The organism is Photorhabdus luminescens subsp. luminescens (assembly GCF_001083805.1).
GTDB lineage: Bacteria > Pseudomonadota > Gammaproteobacteria > Enterobacterales > Enterobacteriaceae > Photorhabdus > Photorhabdus luminescens.
On sequence record NZ_JXSK01000002.1, the window covers coordinates 450,256 to 468,166 of the forward strand.

The 17,911-nt window shown below is 44.4% G+C and carries 17 protein-coding genes; 3 read left to right on the plus strand and 14 right to left on the minus strand.

The genetic code is table 11. The features are described from left to right. Positions 1-172 precede the first annotated feature (172 nt). The 11 genes from pgpA to queA all read right to left on the minus strand — a co-directional run bounded on the left by pgpA (position 173) and on the right by queA (position 10,083). A complete protein-coding gene (pgpA, locus tag TI10_RS06930; RefSeq protein WP_049582585.1) occupies positions 173-664 on the minus strand; it encodes a phosphatidylglycerophosphatase A in 492 nt (163 codons plus the stop codon). Continuing rightward, positions 657-1,646 carry a thiamine-phosphate kinase gene (gene thiL, locus TI10_RS06935; RefSeq protein ID WP_049582829.1) on the minus strand — a complete coding sequence of 330 codons (990 nt, stop codon included), beginning with the start codon at positions 1,644-1,646 and terminating at the stop codon, positions 657-659. Before thiL ends, pgpA begins: the two co-directional genes overlap by 8 nt. Before the next feature lie 99 nt (positions 1,647-1,745). After that, positions 1,746-2,162, minus strand: a complete 417-nt coding sequence (nusB, locus tag TI10_RS06940) for a transcription antitermination factor NusB (protein WP_049582586.1) — start codon at positions 2,160-2,162, stop codon at positions 1,746-1,748. A gap of 26 nt (positions 2,163-2,188) precedes the next feature. Beyond that, the gene (ribH, locus tag TI10_RS06945) at positions 2,189-2,659 is read right to left on the minus strand and encodes a 6,7-dimethyl-8-ribityllumazine synthase (RefSeq protein WP_049582587.1); all 471 of its coding nucleotides are present in this window, start codon (positions 2,657-2,659) and stop codon (positions 2,189-2,191) included. A 126-nt stretch (positions 2,660-2,785) separates the two neighbouring features. Next, entirely contained in the window at positions 2,786-3,895 is a 1,110-nt protein-coding gene (gene ribD, locus TI10_RS06950; RefSeq protein ID WP_049582588.1) for a bifunctional diaminohydroxyphosphoribosylaminopyrimidine deaminase/5-amino-6-(5-phosphoribosylamino)uracil reductase RibD, read from the minus strand. Between the two features lie 4 nt (positions 3,896-3,899). Next, on the minus strand, positions 3,900-4,349 hold the full coding sequence (gene nrdR / locus TI10_RS06955; protein ID WP_036775072.1) for a transcriptional regulator NrdR: 450 nt from the start codon (positions 4,347-4,349) through the stop codon (positions 3,900-3,902). 115 nt (positions 4,350-4,464) lie between these two features. Beyond that, entirely contained in the window at positions 4,465-5,433 is a 969-nt protein-coding gene (secF, locus tag TI10_RS06960; RefSeq protein WP_049582589.1) for a protein translocase subunit SecF, read from the minus strand. 10 nt (positions 5,434-5,443) lie between these two features. Continuing rightward, positions 5,444-7,291 (minus strand): protein translocase subunit SecD, encoded by a 1,848-nt coding sequence (gene secD / locus TI10_RS06965; protein WP_074524822.1) that lies wholly within the window; start codon positions 7,289-7,291, stop codon positions 5,444-5,446. 27 nt (positions 7,292-7,318) lie between these two features. Continuing rightward, a complete protein-coding gene (yajC, locus tag TI10_RS06970; RefSeq protein ID WP_011148038.1) occupies positions 7,319-7,648 on the minus strand; it encodes a preprotein translocase subunit YajC in 330 nt (109 codons plus the stop codon). Positions 7,649-7,740: 92 nt separating this feature from the next. Next, the gene (gene tgt, locus TI10_RS06975) at positions 7,741-8,865 is read right to left on the minus strand and encodes a tRNA guanosine(34) transglycosylase Tgt (RefSeq protein WP_036808812.1); all 1,125 of its coding nucleotides are present in this window, start codon (positions 8,863-8,865) and stop codon (positions 7,741-7,743) included. 150 nt (positions 8,866-9,015) lie between these two features. Next, entirely contained in the window at positions 9,016-10,083 is a 1,068-nt protein-coding gene (queA, locus tag TI10_RS06980; protein ID WP_049582591.1) for a tRNA preQ1(34) S-adenosylmethionine ribosyltransferase-isomerase QueA, read from the minus strand. 104 nt (positions 10,084-10,187) lie between these two features. Here queA and TI10_RS06985 point away from each other — a divergent pair, with 104 nt between their 5' ends. The 3 genes from TI10_RS06985 to ggt all read left to right on the plus strand — a co-directional run bounded on the left by TI10_RS06985 (position 10,188) and on the right by ggt (position 13,677). Next, on the plus strand, positions 10,188-10,784 hold the full coding sequence (locus TI10_RS06985) for an acyl carrier protein phosphodiesterase (RefSeq protein ID WP_049582592.1): 597 nt from the start codon (positions 10,188-10,190) through the stop codon (positions 10,782-10,784). A 309-nt stretch (positions 10,785-11,093) separates the two neighbouring features. Next, a complete protein-coding gene (locus TI10_RS06990) occupies positions 11,094-11,696 on the plus strand; it encodes a peroxiredoxin C (RefSeq protein ID WP_049582593.1) in 603 nt (200 codons plus the stop codon). A gap of 220 nt (positions 11,697-11,916) precedes the next feature. Further along, on the plus strand, positions 11,917-13,677 hold the full coding sequence (gene ggt / locus TI10_RS06995) for a gamma-glutamyltransferase (protein WP_049582594.1): 1,761 nt from the start codon (positions 11,917-11,919) through the stop codon (positions 13,675-13,677). Between the two features lie 253 nt (positions 13,678-13,930). Here the strand turns inward: ggt and brnQ are convergent, their stop codons facing one another. The 3 genes from brnQ to phoB all read right to left on the minus strand — a co-directional run bounded on the left by brnQ (position 13,931) and on the right by phoB (position 17,663). Then, a complete protein-coding gene (gene brnQ / locus TI10_RS07000) occupies positions 13,931-15,262 on the minus strand; it encodes a branched-chain amino acid transport system II carrier protein (RefSeq protein ID WP_049582595.1) in 1,332 nt (443 codons plus the stop codon). Positions 15,263-15,612: 350 nt separating this feature from the next. Continuing rightward, complete coding sequence (gene phoR, locus TI10_RS07005) at positions 15,613-16,950, minus strand: phosphate regulon sensor histidine kinase PhoR (RefSeq protein ID WP_049582596.1); 1,338 nt, start codon at positions 16,948-16,950, stop codon at positions 15,613-15,615. Between the two features lie 23 nt (positions 16,951-16,973). Further along, a complete protein-coding gene (gene phoB / locus TI10_RS07010) occupies positions 16,974-17,663 on the minus strand; it encodes a phosphate regulon transcriptional regulator PhoB (protein ID WP_049582597.1) in 690 nt (229 codons plus the stop codon). Positions 17,664-17,911 lie beyond the last annotated feature (248 nt).

The window sequence follows — 17,911 nt, forward strand, 5'->3', positions numbered from 1 at the left end:
CTGATTTTTGTAGTACTATCGTAGTCCTAATTTTGATATTAGGCAATCTTAGCCCAGAGAAGAAAATGCTGAAGTATAAAGCAAAAAGCAACGATATTACCTTTCAGTGGCAACCTGTTCAGGCGTTCGGGAATTACAGTAATTTCATTAGACTTTCCATCTACACCACACCTCAAAAAGTCAAAACCTGATAAAACGCCAATAACCAAACGATAACGAAAGAAAATACAGCGGCGATAATATCATCCAACATAATACCTAATCCGCCATGAATATAGCGATCAAACCAGCGAATTGGCCACGGTTTCCACATATCCAGAATTCGGAACACCACAAAACCGGTCAAAACCCATTGCCAGTTAACCACCGGAATTGCCATCAATGTGATCCACATACCGATAAATTCATCCCAGACAATACTACCGTGGTCATGAACCTTCATATCATCAGAAGTACGCTGACAAATCATTATGCCGAAAAACATCCCGACAATAATAACCAACCAACAAATCCATTCGGGAAACTGAATCAACAATAACCAGAATGGAATAGCCGCCGCCGATCCCATTGTCCCCGGCACAACCGGCGACAACCCACTGCCAAAACCTGTCGCTAATAGATGCCAGGGATTACTCATCCGTAAACGACGCTTTGCCTTATCCATGTGCTTCCTCGGTAATAAAGTGATCGAACCCTTTCAGATCTAATTTAATCTCTTTATTATTGCTGTAGTAACGAACTCCCTCCGATTCCGCCATAATCTGTCCAACACAGCTAAAACCAGCACCGGTATGCGCCAACGCAATTTCCAACGCACCGCGATTCCTCTCCGGGACGGTAAAACATAATTCATAGTCTTCCCCACCACTCAAAGCCCACATCAAAGCTTGTTGTGGTTCAACATATTGTTTCATCGCATCAGAGTAAGGAATTGCATCCAGATTTATTCTGGCTCCACATCGGCTGGCTTTCAGAATGTGACCCAAATCGGAAATCAAACCATCAGACAAATCAATAGCTGATGTCGCCAAGCCACGTAGTGCTTGCCCTTGCAAAATACGAGGTTGTGGCCTGAGATGGCGCTGAACCAACCAGTTGCGAGATACCGGATCAGAAATTTGCAGACGGTTTTGTAACAGGGCCAAACCCGCCGCACTATCACCCAATGATCCACTCACATAAATCCAATCGCCATTTTTTGCGCCAGTACGCAGTAACGCCCTGCCTACGGGAACCAAACCATGAATCGTCAACGTCAGACTCATCGGACCGCGGGTAGTGTCACCACCAATAAGCTGCATACCGTAATAACGCAATTGCTCAAACAAACTGTCACTGAAACTACTCAGCCAGCGTTCATCCACTTCTGGTAATGTTAACGCCAATGAAAGCCAGGCAGGATCAGCGCCGACCGCAGCCAGATCACTAAGATTCACAGCGAGAGATTTGTAAGCTAAATCTTCAGGGGAGATATCAGGTAAAAAATGAATGCCTGAAACTAAGGTATCCGTACTAACCGCCAATTGTTGTTTATCGGCCAACGTCATCAGTGCACAGTCATCGCCAATACCTAAATTTACATCACGCCGGTTAGTCTCCTGGCGATCAAAATAACGTGCAATGAGGTCAAATTCGCCACATGCCATAATAAAATCCCAAAAATTACAGATGATCATGAACATAAGGCCGGTATCCCGGCCTTACAAATCATCGTCTACGGTGGGAAAAACCCGACAAGCAGTAGCTTATCTTTTTCTGCGTACTGCCGGACCAGATTTATCCAATACTCCGTTCACGAATTTGTGACTATCTTCAGCACCGAAGACTTTTGCCAATTCGATAGCTTCGTTAATAGCCACTTTATAAGGGACATCATCACGATAACTTAGTTCAAACATAGCAACACGTAAAATGGCTTTTTCTACCTGACCTAACTCTTCGAGCTGACGGGAAAGATAAGGAGCCATCAAAGCATCCAGCCTAACTGCATTCACAGCTACTCCTGACAGCAATTCACGAAAATAGGTTACGTCAACGCCAGTGACGTCCTGCTCCGACAGAAACTGTAATTCAACATCAGCAATGCTATTGCCAGATAATTGCCATGAATATATAGCCTGAACAGCGCACTCACGAGCACGACGACGAGCAGCAGGTTTCACAAGATTCCCCTTAATTAAAACTAAAATCAGCCTTTAATGGCATTAATTACATTGACCATTTCCAGTGCGGTTAATGCAGCTTCTGCACCTTTATTACCCGCTTTGGTTCCAGCGCGCTCAATCGCCTGTTCAATGCTTTCTGTAGTCAGAACACCAAATGCCACTGGGATTTCACTGGACATCGCCACATTAGACAGACCAGAACTACATTCACCAGCAACGTACTCAAAATGAGCGGTACCACCACGGATAACTGTACCTAGCGCGACAACGGCGTCATATTTACGGGTTTCGACCAATGTCTTCACTGTCAATGGTAACTCGTAAGCACCAGGAACCCAGACAACAGTGATATTCTCTGAGGCAACCTGACCGATACGTTCAAGCGCATCTATCGCGCCTCCTAACAGACTGTCATTAATGAAGTTGTTAAAACGTGCAATGGCAATCGCCACACGAGCTTGTGGAGCTGCAACAACACCTTTGATTACGTTCATAGCCTTCCTTCTATCTGTTCATATCCGCAGGGGGGCGGATTCTATCATATTCTTTCGTTAGCCGCGCCTGCGGATTTAGCAACAGAGCATAAAAATAAGCAAACTAACTCATACTCACCTATTCAGTCAGTATACAGGCCGCAAGCGTAGACGAAGATCAGGTCCAACTTGCTGAACATCAAAAATGTCAAATTCCGGCGCCTCTGCCAGATTTTTGAGTTCAGGAATAGTAAACAATCCACAAGCCGTATCACCTAACACTTTTGGCGCAACGTAAAGAACCAGTTCATCCACCAACCCTAAAGTTAGCAATGCCCCCGCCAGCAATGCCCCGCACTCAGTCCAGACCGTATTAATCTGGCGCTTCCCCAATTGCATCATCAATGACACTAAATCTACTCCAGCACCATGAGCAGGTAACAGTATCTGTTCCACATTTTCAGATAATCCATATTCATCTGCTTTAGTGCGAGCCAGCCAACAATAACCGGGCTGTTGTATTACCTGATGCTGAGGACCAACACGATTCTGACTGTCAACAATAACACGCACCGGTTGACAAAGATTTTCCTCGGGATAAACCGCCTGAGTTTCCGTATCCAATTCATTCCAACGAACCGTCAAGTGAGGATCATCAGTCAGAACAGTGCTACTGGAACTCAGAATCGCGCTACATTGAGCACGAAATTTTTGCACATCATAGCGAGCTTGAGGTGATGTAATCCATTTACTTTCGCCAGAAATCAACGCCGTTCGCCCGTCAAGAGAAGAAGCCATCTTCAACTGAACATACGGGAACCCAGTACGCATCCGCTTCAAAAATCCCCGGTTGAGAGATTCAGCTTCCTCCATCATCAGCCCATGTTCTACTGCAATACCAGCCTGTTGCAGCTTATAAAGCCCTCTTCCTGCTACCTGTGGATTAGGATCTTGCATCGCCGCAACCACTCGGCTAACGCCAGCCGCAATCAACGCATCGGCACAAGGCGGTGTTTTACCGTGATGACTGCATGGCTCAAGCGTAACATAAACAGTTGCGCCTTTAGCTTTATCTCCGGCCATCCGTAAAGCGTGAACCTCCGCATGTGGCTCGCCAGAACGTAAATGAAAACCTTCCCCAACAATCTGTCCATCACGCACAATCACACAACCGACGTTAGGATTAGGTGACGTGGTAAAACGCCCTTGACGTGCCAATTCCAAGGCGTACGCCATATATTTTTTATCGTTATTCATCGACTTAACCTTGCAATTTAGCAATCTCTTCGCCAAATTCACGAATATCTTCAAAGCTGCGATAGACAGAAGCAAAACGGATATAGGCGACTTTATCCAATTTCTTCAATTCATCCATGACCAGATTACCAATCATTTTGGATGGAACTTCCCGCTCACCGGTAGCACGTAACTGAGATTTAATATAGCTAATCGCCATCTCTACATCATCAGAACTGACCGGGCGCTTCTCCAGTGCTTTTTGCATACCACGGCGCAATTTCTCTTCATCGAACGGCTCTCGGATATCGTCACTTTTTATTACTCTAGGCATAACCAGCTCAGCCATTTCAAAAGTGGTAAATCGTTCATGACACTCAAGACACTGGCGCCGCCGGCGCACCTGCGAGCCATCCCCTACCAAACGAGAATCGATCACTTTGGTATCAACAGCAGCACAAAATGGGCAATGCATATCGTTTCCTGATGGTTAATCCAAACTAAATTTACAGTTTATCCTTAATCTGAATAAAAAACACCCTGTCAGCCGGATACTCACAGGGTGTTTGAACAGCATCAAGGTCGAATAATTAAGGCAATAAAGATGGCTGATCAGCCCCTTCCTTCTCAACCTTTTGTTGGATCATGTGTTCACGCTTCATACCCAGTTTCAACGCTAAAGCGGAAGCAACGTAGATAGAAGATATCGTACCGATAGAAACACCGATTAACATCGCCAGTGAGAAACCTTTCAACATTGCGCCACCGAAAATATATAACATCAGCACCACCAGTAAGGTAGTCGCGGATGTCATGATGGTGCGGCTCAATGTTTGCGTCAGAGAGACATTCATAATTTCATACGACGTACCACGACGGATCTTACGGAAGTTCTCACGGATACGGTCAGAAACCACGATACTGTCATTCAATGAGTAACCGATAACCGACATCAGCGATGCCACAATTGTCAAGTCAATCTCGATATGGAACAGTGACAGAACCCCTAGCGTGATGATGACGTCATGGGCAAGGGCGAGAACCGCACCCAATGCTAAACGCCATTCAAAACGGAATCCAACATAAATCAAGATACAAATAAGCGCCGCCAGTAACGCCATTGCTCCATCTTGGGCGAGCTCAGCACCAACACTCGGCCCAACAATTTCAACACGAGTAACACTCGCATCTTTATCAATGGTGTCATTAATGACCTTAATAACCTTTTTACCCAGCTCCTCGTTAGCCGCCCCCGTAACCGGTGGCATACGCACCATCACATCACGGCTACTACCGAAATTTTGCAACAACGGATCTTCAAAACCCGCTTTTGCCAGGTTATCACGCATCTTATCCAGATCAGCAGATTGACTGAGCTTGATTTCGATTACCGTACCACCGGTAAAATCGAGTCCCCAGTTAAACCCGCGAGTTGCCATCACAAAAACAGAAGCTACCAACAGCAGCAACGAAATTCCGAAAGCAACGTTGTCCCAGCGCATAAAATCATAGACTTTACGACCGTAGTTCAATTGTTCAACAGTATAATCCTGTGCCACAACGTGCTCCTTAAATTGATAGCTTCTTAATACGCTTACCGCCGTATAGCAGGTTGACGATTGCTCGAGTACCTACAATAGCGGTGAACATAGAAGTCGCGACACCAATTGACGTTGTTATCGCAAAGCCTTTAATTGACCCGGTACCAACAGCATAAAGAATGACCGCAGTAATCAACGTGGTCAGGTTAGCGTCAATAATACTGGAGAAAGCCCCTTTATAACCTTCATGGATCGCTTGTTGTACTGTCCGGCCATTACGGAATTCTTCTTTGATGCGTTCGTTAATCAGTACGTTAGCATCAACCGCCACCGCAAGCGTTAGCACAATACCCGCGATCCCCGGCATGGTTAACGTCGCCCCTGGTAACAGAGACATGATACCGACAATCAACACCAAGTTAGCCAACAAAGCACTGCTCGCAATCACACCGAATTTGCGATAGTAAACCACCATAAACAGAATTGAGGCAATTAAGCCCCACAGACAAGCTTCTAAACCTTGTTCAATGTTTTGCAGACCAAGAGTTGGCCCAATGGTGCGTTCTTCCACAATCTGAATCGGCGCAATCAGAGCGCCCGCACGCAACAGTAAGGATAACTGACGCGCTTCGGTTGCATTGGAAAGGCCTGTGATACGGAAATTGTTCCCCAAGCGAGTCTGAATATTAGCAACGTTAATCACTTCTTCATGCTTAACTAACACCGCCCGACCATTAGCATCTTTCTTACCGCTGTCTTTATATTCCACAAACAGTGTTGCCATTGGCTTACCAACATTGTCTTTGGTGAAATTAGACATTGCTGTGCCACCGGCACTGTCCAGTGAAATACTCACCTGTGGATTACCGTATTCATCGGCATCCGAGATTGAATCTGTAATGTGATCACCGGTCAAAATAACACGCTTATATAGCACAACCGGATTACCATCACGGGTGTCTTTCACCTCAGAATCACCTGGTACACGGCCTGATGCAGCCGCGGTAGAGTCAATACTGGTATTAACCAGACGAAACTCCAGCGTTGCTGTCGCGCCAAGAATCTCTTTTGCACGAGCAGTATCCTGAATACCCGGTAATTCAACCACAATACGGTCAGCGCCCTGACGCTGAACCAATGGTTCAGCCACCCCCAATTGATTAACACGATTACGCAGAATGGTAATGTTCTGCTGCACCGCATAAGAACGGGCTTCGCGCTGACGCTCATCGCTCATCACCGCTTTCAGGGTATTATTGGCTCCAATACTGAAAACTAAATCACGGTGACGACCAGTAAGATAGTTTTCTGCCTCATCACGCGCTTTTTCATCGCGGAAGCGGATTTCTACACCGTAATTATCAATTTTACGAACAGTAGAATAAGGAATACCTTTTTCGCGCAAACCAGTGCGCAGGCCATCAATATTCTGCTCTTGCAGTTTGCCTAATGCGGTTTCCATATCCACTTCCATCAGGAAGTGCACTCCACCTCGCAAATCAAGGCCCAGCTTCATTGGCTCAGCGCCAACCTTACTTAACCAGGTTGGTGTCGCTGGCGCCAGGTTCAATGCCACCACGTACTGATCGCCTAATGTGGACATCAATACTTCACGGGCACGAAGTTGAATATCGGAATTATTGAAACGAGCAAGAATCGCACCATTTTCCAGCGCAATAGATTTACTCGCGATTTGATTTTTTTCTAAAACATTATGGACTTGGGCCAGCGTTTGCTCACTGGCGGCAATGCCTCGCGCGCCAGTGATTTGTACAGCCGGATCCTCACCATAAAGGTTGGGAAGCGCATAAAGCAAACCGATGAGGATCGCAGCGATCAGCATCAGATACTTCCACAAAGGATAACGGTTTAGCACGGCAGTTCCCTTCGGGAAAATCAGAAATTATAAAGCTTTCATTGTACCTTTCGGTAAAACGGCAGCGACGAAATCACGTTTAATGGTCACTTCAGTAGTATCATTCAGTGCTACAACGATATAACCCGTGTCAGAAACTTTAGTGACACGACCAATCAAACCGCCATTGGTCATCACCTCATCACCTTTGGAAATAGAATCCATCAGCTTTCTGTGTTCCTTGGTACGTTTCTGTTGTGGACGCAGGATCATGAAGTAGAAGATCAGGCCGAAAACAACCAGCATGATGATCAAAGAATACGGGCTTCCCTGAGCCGGTGCGCCAGCAGATGCTGCTGCTTCAGAAATAATACTCATTAAACTTCCCTCATTGTTATCAAATTCAATAGTAATCAAAAAACCAGCCGCAATATGCTATACACACTGAAACCAGTCAATCACTACTTAAGTCAAATACTTAATGCCGGAACGGGTTTACCAATCCGTTGATAAAAATCTTCAACAAACTGTTCAAGATTACCTTCTTCGATAGCTTGACGGATCTTAGCCATCAGGCGCTGATAATACCGCAAATTATGGATAGTATTCAGCCTTGCACCGAGAATTTCATTACAACGGTCGAGATGATGCAAATATGCCCGACTATAATTCCGACAAGTATAACAGTCACACTGTTCATCCAGCGGCGAAGTATCCTCTTTATGTTTGGCATTACGGATTTTAATCACACCATTGGTCACAAAAAGGTGACCATTACGGGCATTTCGAGTTGGCATCACACAATCGAACATATCAATGCCGCGACGAACCCCTTCCACCAAATCTTCGGGTTTCCCTACTCCCATCAGATATCGTGGTTTGTCTTGCGGGATTTGCGGACAGACATGTTCAAGAATACGGTGCATGTCCTCTTTAGGCTCGCCTACAGCTAAACCACCTACAGCGTATCCATCAAAACCAATCTCTACCAGACCTTTTACTGAAATGTCACGTAAATCTTCGTAAATACTTCCCTGAATAATACCAAACAACGCGTTTTTATTCTGTAATTCATCAAAACGCTTACGACTACGCGCCGCCCAACGTAAGGACATCTCCATCGAACGTTTCGCATAATCCCAATCAGCAGGATATGGCGTACATTCATCAAAAATCATGACAATATCAGAGCCTAAATCATACTGGATTTCCATTGATTTTTCCGGGCTAAGGAAAACCGGGGTACCATTGATTGGGTTACGGAAATGTACACCTTCCTCTTTGATTTTACGCATTGCGCCAAGGCTGAATACCTGAAAACCGCCTGAATCCGTCAAGATTGGCCCATGCCATTGCATAAATCCATGCAGATCGCCATGAAGTTTCATGATTTCCTGCCCTGGGCGTAGCCATAGATGGAAAGTATTACCAAGCAGGATCTGCGCACCGGTTTCTTTCACTTCCTCCGGCGTCATCCCTTTTACCGTGCCATAAGTCCCAACTGGCATAAATGCCGGCGTTTCCACCACGCCACGCTCAAAAATCAGACGACCACGACGGGCTTGGCCGTCGGTAGTTTGTAATTCAAATTTCACTTAACCTCCAAGCATCAGATAAACAGTCCGATGCTGTTATTTGAAACCAGACAAAATTAAAATTTACCGTTGAGCTGAGATATTCACATAACCCTATTTTCAACAACTTCAACAATATATTCCAGTCAATGCCATAATCATTACATTGAATTAAGAAATCTTTTCCTTGCAAGCCAAAGAATTACGACGAATAAACATAGCATCGCCGTAACTAAAGAAACGGTATTTTTCTGCAACCGCCTCTTTATAAGCATTCATCGTATTTTTATAACCCGCAAAAGCAGAAACCAACATAATAAGTGTCGATTCTGGTAAATGGAAATTAGTAATCAACGCGTCTACAACCTGATATTCAAAACCCGGATAGATAAAAATTTGCGTGTCATTAAAAAACGGCGCAATTAACCCATCCTGACAGGCTTTCGCGGCACTTTCCAGCGATCGCACTGAGGTTGTGCCAACGGCAACAACGTTGTTACCTCGCGCCTTACATGCCAACACTGCATCAACCACATCCTGTGGCACCTCTGCATATTCGGCATGCATGATATGGTCTTCAATGGTCTCCACCCGCACAGGTTGGAAAGTACCGGCGCCAACATGCAATGTCACAAAAACCATTTCCACGCCTTTCTTACGCAGCGCTTCCAACAATGGTTCATCAAAATGAAGACCAGCGGTTGGCGCAGCTACCGCCCCAGGTCGTTCACTGTATACAGTTTGATACAACTCACGGTCTGCCTCTTCATCAGGACGATTAATATAAGGCGGCAAAGGCATATGACCTATGTCATCCAAAATGGACAGCACATCGCGTTTATCATCAAAACGTATTTCGAACAGACTATCATGACGGGCCAACATGGTTGCTTTAAGACTTTCATTGTCGCCCAACAATAACTCAGTTCCCTCTTTTGGCGCCTTGGAAGCACGCACATGTGCAAGTACCCGTTTATCATCCAACACCCGTTCAACCAGCACTTCCAGCTTACCGCCTGTAGCTTTTCGACCGAAAATACGCGCAGGTATGACACGAGTATTATTGAAAACCAGTAAATCTCCGGCATTCAGCTTATCGAGAACATCCGTAAAAATACCATGCGTTAATGCCCCCGTTTCACCATCAAGCGAGAGCAAACGGCAGCCACTGCGTTGTGGTTGAGGGTAATGAGCAATCATTTCGTCAGGAAGTTCAAAAGTAAAATCGGAGACACGCATTATATTTAATCATTCAGAAAAACAGGCGGACTAGTCTAGTGCCGCAACCCTAAGGGTGCAACAAATAAGCACATAACTTCGCGGATTTATATTATAATCACCAAATGAATTTTCTCGCTCACCTTCATTTAGCTACTCTGGCTGACAGTTCCCTGCTAGGAAATCTGATGGCGGATTTTGTACGCGGTAATCCAGAGGGGCAATACAGCGCTGATGTGGTTGCAGGTATTCGCATGCATCGGCGGGTTGACGTATTAACAGATACCCATCCATTGGTTATTCAAGCCCGTCACTTGTTCAGTAATCCATATCGACGGGTTGCGCCGATCACTTTAGATATTATCTGGGATCACTTCCTCTCTTTGTATTGGGATAAATTAGTTCCCACTTACTCATTACCGGCATTTATTCTCCATGCTCGCAACCAAATTGAACCTCATCTTTATTACACTCCCGAAAAATTTCAGGAACTGAATGAATTTTTATGGCCGCAAAACTGGCTTATCCGCTATGCAGATCTTGCATTTATCGCAGATGTATTAACAGGCATGGCTCGAAGACATCCCAGATTATCAGCTTTATCTGGATCATTTCAGGATATAGAGCAACATTATGCTGATTTTGAAGCACTATTCTGGCAATTTTATCCCTATATGATGGAAAAAGCAGAAAATAAGGATTTTTACTGCTTATCCCAATAGGTATTTGCATTCAAAATATCGCCTTTGTTTAAGCCCAGCTTAAACATGATTTATCTAAAGTCAGTAGAACTCACTATTTTCTACTCAATGAAACTCGTGTCAAACTAAGTAACTATGTTCCAAAGTTTACGAAGCAAACAACCTCATCCAAGCAACACAGAGAGCCATTACAGTAAAGAAAATAAAAATAAGGTATTGATAGGTAAAATCTATTGCAAAGATTAGTATTTTATCCTTTATTGGTGTACGCTAATTCCTTATTCTATATCCAATTTTTACATAAACCCCGTAAAACTACAGGAGTAACTCATGGTTCTGGTAACTCGTCAAGCCCCTGACTTTACAGCAGCAGCAGTCCTCGGCAACGGCGAAATAGTTGGGAATTTCAACCTGAAAAAACACCTAAATGGTAAATCTGCGGTTATCTTTTTCTGGCCAATGGACTTTACTTTCGTATGCCCTTCTGAGCTGATCGCATTTGATCACCGCTACGAAGAGTTCAAAAAACGCGGTGTTGAAGTTATAGGTGTTTCTTTTGATTCTGAATTCGTCCACAACGCATGGCGTAAAACTCCTATCGATCAAGGTGGTATTGGCGAAGTTAAATATGCAATGGTTGCCGATACCAAACGCGAGATTCAAAAAGCGTACGGCATTGAGCATCCAGATGCAGGCGTCGCTCTGCGTGGTTCTTTCCTGATCGACAAAAACGGCGTAGTTCGTCATCAAGTCGTTAACGATCTGCCTCTGGGCCGTAACATTGACGAAATGCTGCGGATGGTTGACGCACTGCAATTCCACGAAGAGCACGGCGATGTCTGTCCTGCACAGTGGGAAAAAGGTAAAGAAGGTATGAGCGCTTCTCCAGACGGCGTAGCTAAATACCTGTCGCAAAACGCGACTAAACTATAACCTTAGATATTACTTACCATATTCAGACCAGCCGGTTATTCCGGCTGGTTTTTTATCGCTGAAATTCCTCGTTTTGCCACCTTGCGCACAAAAACTTCCTCTTATCGATAACTATCACCACTTACAATTAAATTTACAATTGTTTAACATTAAAATCAGTGCAAATAAAACAAGTCATTAGCTGACAAAATAACCTCGCCAAAAGACAGGAGCTCACAACATGTTGAAAACATGGAAAACACCACTGGCAATCATATCCTTGCTCGTCTCGTCCCACCTTTATGCCGCTTCGCAACCGGCTGTTGAAGCTAAAAATGGCATGGTCGTTTCAGCACAACATCTTGCTTCACAAGTTGGCGTCGATATTCTCAAAATGGGTGGAAACGCGGTTGATGCAGCCGTTGCCGTTGGCTATGCCCAAGCCGTTGTTAATCCATGTTGTGGAAACATCGGCGGTGGTGGTTTTATGACAATTCATTTGGCTGATGGTACCAATACTTTTATTAACTTCCGCGAAACCGCGCCAAGTGCAGCAAGTGCCGATATGTATCTGGATAAAGAAGGCAATGTCATTAAAGAAGCCAGTTTATATGGTTACCGCGCGGCCGGGGTGCCAGGAACCGTGATGGGGTTAGACAGCGCCCTAAAAAAATATGGCAAATTAAGCCGTGAACAAGTCATGGCGCCTGCGATTAAGCTGGCTCGAGAAGGCTTTATACTGACCCGTGCAGACACTGATATTCTGGATACCTCAATCAAACGCTTCCGCAAAGATCCAGAAGCAGCCCGCATCTTCCTACGCAAAGATGGATCTCCTTATCAACCGGGTGACAGGCTGATACAAACCGATCTGGCGAATACGCTGGAGTTAATTGCCAAAAAAGGACAAGAATCTTTCTATCACGGAAATATTCCTAAACTGGTCGCCGAAGCGGCTAAAAAATCCGGCGGCATTATTACCGAAGCTGATTTCGCCAACTATAAAATCTCAGAAACAACCCCCGTCACCTGTAATTATCGAGGTTATAAATTTATCTCATCACCGCCACCGAGTTCAGGCGGAGTAACCATGTGTGAAATTCTTAATATTTTGGAAGGTTACAACCTCAAAGAAATGGGATTCAACTCGGCTGATTATATTCACACCCTGACAGAAGCCATGCGTCATGCTTACATGGATAGAAATACTTACCTCGGCGATCCAGAATTTGTTAAAAATCCCATCGATCGCTTACTGAGTAAGAGTTATGCTGAATCTCTACGTAAAAAAATAGAGCCAGGTAAAGCTACATTATCAGAGAATGTTCAGCCAGGTATTGGCCCCCATGAAAAACCAGAAACCACGCACTATTCCATTGTTGACAAAGAAGGTAATGCAGTTTCAACCACCTATACTATCAATGGACTTTTTGGTGCTGTCGTCATCGCTCCCGAGACAGGTTTCTTCCTCAATGATGAGATGGATGACTTCACCACTAAAATTGGTGAGAAGAATCTTTATGGTCTCATTCAAGGCGCGACTAACTCTATTGCCCCTGGTAAGCGCCCACTATCCTCAATGAGCCCGACACTTGTCACAAAAGACAACAAGATATTCCTTGTTCTGGGCTCACCCGGCGGCTCCCGTATTATCTCTATTACCCTGCAAACTGCCTTAAACATCATTGAACACGGAATGCCTCCTCAAGAAGCGGTTAATAGCCCCCGCATTCATCATCAATGGTTACCCGATGAAGTTTATTATGAGCAACGTGGTATTTCTAAAGACTCGCTGAATTTGCTAGAAAAAATGGGATACAAGATGGTGGAACAGATACCGTGGGGCGCTGCTGAAGTGATTATGGTTGGTTTACCTAAAGCCGCTGGCGCTTCAGCTAATTCTTCAGGCAATGATGCAGCCGTATCTGGTAAAGTTCGTGAAAACCATTTTTATGGCGCCAATGATGTCCGACGTCCGGCCGGCGCGGCTATTGGTTACTAAACCAATAACCAAAAAATAGCTAATCTGTATATACCCTATGGATTTCAAGATGCATCGCGACGGCAAGGGAGCGAATCCCCGGGAGCATAGAAAACTATGTGACCGGGGTGAGTGAGTGCAGCCAACAAAGAAGCAACTTGAAAGATAACGGGTATAGGCAATATCGGGATGGGATATCCTTTTCTCAGGAACCCCATCCCACGCTTTCCCTGAACATCTGACGATGGCAAACAGTCAGAGAAACATAACATTATCACTGATGCATTTGAGTCTCGCGGGTACCAGAACGCCCTAAAACACGGTCATAAATACCAGCCACAACTAAAACCAACAAGGATGGCGCTAACCAAGCTAGTCCTTGATCCGCCAGCGGTAAACGTGTTGCCCAGTTTGGTAACAAATAAGCCAGTGCTTCAGACGACTTAATCGCATCCAAAATACCAAATATCAGACTAATTAACATTACCGGAGCCAAAATACGGGTGAAATTGTGCCACCAGCACAGTGTAAAACTCAACACAATCAGAACGATACAAGGTGGATAAATAGCTGTCAGTACCGGTATAGAAATCTTAATCAAATGACTCAAACCAAGGTTAGAAGTCAACATGGAGAATCCGCCAAGGATCAAAACCAGTGAACGATAAGACAGGGGCAAATAACGGCTGAAAAACTCAGCACATGCACAAGTTAATCCAACCGCAGTCACCATACAGGCGACAAAAATCAGCACAGCCAGGAAAATACTGCCAACACCACCAAAAGTATGATGAACATAGGCATGCAAAATGACCGCGCCATTTTCTGCATGAGGCACTAACGCTCCACTGCCAGCGCCCAACTTAAACAGGGAAAGATAAACCAGTATCAGACCAAAGCCGGCGATAAAACCTGCCCACATTGCATAACGCGTTAATAATGAAGATGAGGCAACGCCTCTTGAACGCGCAGCATTCACAATAACAATCCCAAACACCATCGCCCCCAGCGTATCCATCGTCAAATAACCATTGACGAAACCACTGGAGAATGGAATTTGCTGATAAACATCAATCGCGGGAATTGAACTACCGGCTGGCCAAAGTAAAGCAGCAACACCAAGTATACCTAACGCCAACATCTTGATGGGTGCTAACACATGCCCGACAGTATCAAGCAAACGGCCAGGGTAAAGGGAAACAGCAATTACCAGAACAAAATAAATAAGACTGTAGATAAACAGGGGTAACTCACCAGCACTAGTAAGCGGGGCAATGCCGACTTCAAAAGAGACCGTTGCAGTCCGAGGGATAGCGAATAAAGGACCAACAGCCAAATAACAAACCGTCGCCAGCAGCAAACCAGCAACTCTACCAATAGGTGAACTCAGCTCTTCAATACCACCGCCAACTTTTGCCAATGCGATGATTGTAATGACGGGTAAGCCAACCGCTGTCGTTAGGAAGCCTAGAGCGGCTAACCAAACATATTCACCTGATTGTAACCCCACCATCGGGGGAAAAATAATATTTCCCGCCCCCACAAACAGAGCAAAAGTCATAAACCCTAATGCCCAAATATCCTTAGATGATAAACGATGTGTCATAATGATTATTAATATTTTGTTACCATATTTATGGACTGAATAATATAAATACTGTCAATAGCTAAGCCCCTATTGACAATATTGAACCCTAATTTAACGATTTATTATCAAAATAATATTCACCAGGTATCTGTTGAAGACAGATTTATAGTGGTTATTATAGATAGAATCGCCAACAACTGCCCACAAGTAAAACTTTTATAGTGCCAGAAGGCAATAGATAAACCAGAATGCAGAAGTATATGCCGTACTCTTTTTCAAAACCAGTGATTGCTGTTAGCTATCATTGAATAAACACTATATGATTTGCGTTTTTTTTAACCTGAAAAAATAATAATCAATTGCAAAGATTAATTATTACTGTTAATCAAACTATTCCTATCTCTCTTGCTGGTTATTTTGACAGGTACAATCAATCCTGTCGGTAGAGTAAAACTAAAGCGCGTCCCTTTCCCTATTTCGCTGGAAATTTCAAGATGAGAATGGTGATGATGTAAGGCATGTTTAACAATCGCAAGACCGAGACCACTTCCTCCCGTTTGTCTGGAACGTGCTTTATCTACCCGATAAAAACGTTCGGTCAAACGAGGTAGATGTTCAGCACTGATACCTTGCCCATTATCTTTCACGGTAAATTCAGCACCGTGGGAATTCTTTTTCCAACTGACATCAATTTGAGTCCCTTTAGGGGTATGGTTAACCGCGTTATAAACCAAATTCGACATTGCACTGCGAAGCTGCTCTTCATTGCCGAACACTTTAAGTCCTTCACCAATATCAAAATTAATCTTGTAACATTCATTACCCAGTGCCGTGGCTTCCTGACGCAGTACTTTAAGCATCAAAGGCACATCAACCACTTCATTCATATCAATCTGGGGAGCGACTTCAATTTTAGACAGTTGTAACAATTGCTTCACCAAACTGTCCAGCCTCCGGGTTTGCTCTTGCATCGTATTCAGCGCTTTCTTATTTAGCGGATTATCCTCTGCCTGATCCTGCATCATTTCCAAATAACCCTGCAAGACGGTTAAAGGGGTACGCATTTCATGACTGACATTGGCAAAAAAGTCACGACGGGCATTTTCCAGTGTTCGCTTCTGAGTCACATCTCTGGCAACCATTAAGAATTGACCCTCAGTATAAGGCATCACCCGAAACTCAACAGTGAAACCATTATTTAGCTCAATGGACAAAGGACGTGAAAAATCCCTGGAAAGGATATAGCGGCTAAAATCAGGGTAGCGGAGTAAATTAAAAATATGCTGACCATTGTCTTCAGGCCAACGAAAACCAAGTAAATGTTGCGCCAAACGGTTACACCAGAAAATATTACCTTCTGTTGTCATCATCACAATGGCATCGGGCAATGATTCCGCCCCACTACGAAACCGTTTGATCAACATCGCCAACTCCCGACGCCGTTTTCGATTCCGTTGCTGCATCTGGTGAATACCATAGAAAATTGGCTCCCACCCTCCTCTCCCCGACGGCGGCAACATACTGCGATCCAGCCATAACCAATTGGACAGTTTCAGCAAGTTATAACCATGCCATATCAGCGCCAAAAACACCGAAACAAATAAACACCAAGATAAATGACCAATAAATATCGACAAAATTAACGCAGGTAAACAAAAGAGAAACAGCTCTGAAACCAGTTTCTTCCAAGATAAACGTTCTAACACATTAGATTCTCCGGTGCGTGGATTTAGTAACGAGTAGAAAAACGATAACCCGTACCACGAACGGTCTGCACCATTTTATCATGGCCGCCAATCTCTAATACTTTACGTAAACGGCGAATATGGACATCAACAGTTCTATCTTCAACATAAACATTTGCTCCCCAAACATAATTAAGCAACTGTTCACGGCTATAGACCCGTTCAGGGTGAGTCATAAAGAAATGCAGTAATTTAAATTCCGTCGGCCCCATATCCAGCGCTTTATCCTGGCTGGTCACCCGATGGGACGTTGAATCCAAAACCAAACCATTCATTTCGATAATATCTTCCATGACCATCGGTGAAATACGCCGTAATACCGCTTTAACTCTGGCAACCAACTCTTTAGGAGAGAAAGGCTTGGTGATATAGTCATCTGCCCCAACTTCGAGGCCACGCACCCGATCTTCCTCTTCACCACGGGCAGTTAACATCATCACCGGAATATCACGGATATTATTATTCCGTTTCATCTGCTTAATTATCTGCAAACCAGAGCCGCCGGGGAGCATCCAATCCAATAACACCAAATCAGGATATGGCTCAGATAAACATGCCAACGCAGAATCGTAATCTTCTGCCTCTATCGGCTGATACCCGTTTTTTTCCAGAACAAAACAGACCATCTCACGAATCGGAGCTTCATCCTCAACTACCAGAATGCGTCTTGCCATGATTAATCCCGTTAATATATTGAGTTGACATTCACTACGCCCTAAAGAACGAGGTTTTACGGCGCGCCTGATAACAGCCTAATTTGAAAAAGCATTATGCGTCAGTTTTATGACAAATTTATGAAATCCTGCCTTGGTTATCCTCTATCTGCAATCTATTTCGCAATAATTAATTTAACAATTGTCATATTTCATAATGAATGCGAAGCCGCTCGGAGATATATTCACGAAATCGGATTTAAAAGCGA

Bases quoted from the DNA above. Each gene is read 5' to 3' on its own strand.
- pgpA (WP_049582585.1), bottom strand. From the start codon at position 664: ATGGATAAGGCAAAGCGTCGTTTACGGATGAGTAATCCCTGGCATCTA.
- thiL (WP_049582829.1), bottom strand. From the start codon at position 1,646: ATGGCATGTGGCGAATTTGACCTCATTGCACGTTATTTTGATCGCCAG.
- ribH (WP_049582587.1), bottom strand. From the start codon at position 2,659: ATGAACGTAATCAAAGGTGTTGTTGCAGCTCCACAAGCTCGTGTGGCG.
- ribD (WP_049582588.1), bottom strand. From the start codon at position 3,895: ATGAATAACGATAAAAAATATATGGCGTACGCCTTGGAATTGGCACGT.
- nrdR (WP_036775072.1), bottom strand. From the start codon at position 4,349: ATGCATTGCCCATTTTGTGCTGCTGTTGATACCAAAGTGATCGATTCT.
- yajC (WP_011148038.1), bottom strand. From the start codon at position 7,648: ATGAGTATTATTTCTGAAGCAGCAGCATCTGCTGGCGCACCGGCTCAG.
- queA (WP_049582591.1), bottom strand. From the start codon at position 10,083: ATGCGTGTCTCCGATTTTACTTTTGAACTTCCTGACGAAATGATTGCT.
- TI10_RS06985 (WP_049582592.1), top strand. From the start codon at position 10,188: ATGAATTTTCTCGCTCACCTTCATTTAGCTACTCTGGCTGACAGTTCC.
- TI10_RS06990 (WP_049582593.1), top strand. From the start codon at position 11,094: ATGGTTCTGGTAACTCGTCAAGCCCCTGACTTTACAGCAGCAGCAGTC.
- ggt (WP_049582594.1), top strand. From the start codon at position 11,917: ATGTTGAAAACATGGAAAACACCACTGGCAATCATATCCTTGCTCGTC.
- brnQ (WP_049582595.1), bottom strand. From the start codon at position 15,262: ATGACACATCGTTTATCATCTAAGGATATTTGGGCATTAGGGTTTATG.
- phoB (WP_049582597.1), bottom strand. From the start codon at position 17,663: ATGGCAAGACGCATTCTGGTAGTTGAGGATGAAGCTCCGATTCGTGAG.